The sequence below is a fragment of the Caballeronia sp. M23-90 genome (genome assembly GCF_053574605.1).
Genome location: NZ_JBSIPA010000844.1, coordinates 1 through 1,156 on the forward strand (window position 1 = coordinate 1; position 1,156 = coordinate 1,156).

At 61.2% G+C, this 1,156-nt stretch carries 2 protein-coding genes; both read left to right on the forward strand.

Annotation, left to right across the window (positions count from 1 at the left end):
- Positions 1-398: transposase (locus tag ACRXB1_RS36355; RefSeq protein WP_449494812.1), on the forward strand; the 398-nt coding region annotated here is incomplete at its 5' end.
- Positions 399-442: 44 nt separating this feature from the next.
- Positions 443-1,156, forward strand: a 714-nt coding sequence (locus tag ACRXB1_RS36360) for a transposase (RefSeq protein WP_449494813.1), incomplete at its 3' end; no start/stop codon positions are given.

Consider the following 1,156-nt stretch of genomic DNA (forward strand, 5'->3'; position numbering starts at 1 on the left):
CCTCCGCGACGCTCTTCCGACCTGCGATCGGCCGACGTCGGCAATTCTCTGCCAGCGAGAAACGACGCATCCTGGCCGAGGCTGACCGGTGTAGCGAGCCGGGGCAGATCGGCGCACTGCTGCGGCGCGAAGGCATCTATTCGTCCAATCTGGCAGCGTGGCGCAAACGTCGTGCCGCTGAGGGCAAGACCGGTCTCGATCCGCGCAAGCGGGGACACAAGGCCGATCCTGTGATCGCCGAGACCCGTCGAACGGCCGCGCTGACACGCGAGATCGATCGTCTGCGGCGACAGCTTATGCAGGCGCGGTTGATCATCGACGTTCAAAAAAAAGTTTCCTCCTTAATGGCTCTGCAGAACGAAGAGGACACGGATGGCAACTCCGCCTGGACGGAGTGAACCTCCTGGTGCCGGATGTCGGCGTGGCTCGTGCGTGCCGGGTCATGAACATCGATCGCTCACTCGTGTACCGACAGCGCGCCGCGGCGCGTCATCTGGTCGCGCAACCGGTGCTGCCCAGAAGTCGTCCCCGGCCTCCTCTGGCATTGAGCGACAGCGAGCGCTGGTGCGTACTCGATGCGCTCAACAGCGAGCGCTTCGCCAATTGCTCACCGCGGCAAACCTACGCCACTCTGCTCGATGAGGGCGTCTATCTCGGCTCGGTACGCACCATGTACCGGTTGCTCGCCGGCGCCAACCAGGTACGTGAACGGCGTCGGCAATTGACTCATCCGTCCTACACTCGGCCGGAGCTGTTAGCGGTGCAGCCCAATGAAGTGTGGTCCTGGGATATCACCAAGTTACGCGGCCCAGGCAAGTGGACGTACTTCCATCTGTACGTGATCCTCGATATCTTTAGCCGCTACGTGGTCGGCTGGATGATCGCTCCCCGGGAGACTGCTGAACTGGCCGAAATGCTGATTGCCGATACTGTCGCCGGACAAAACATCGAACCGGGTTGCCTCACACTGCACGCCGATCGCGGCACCAGCATGCGCTCGAAGAGCGTCGCTGCCTTGCTCGTCGATCTGGAAGTGATCAAGACTCATAGTCGGCCTTATGTTTCCAATGACAACCCGTTCTCCGAATCGCACTTCAAGACGTTTAAATATCGTCCTGACTTCCCGGATCGCTTCGGCTGCATCGAGGACGCCCGG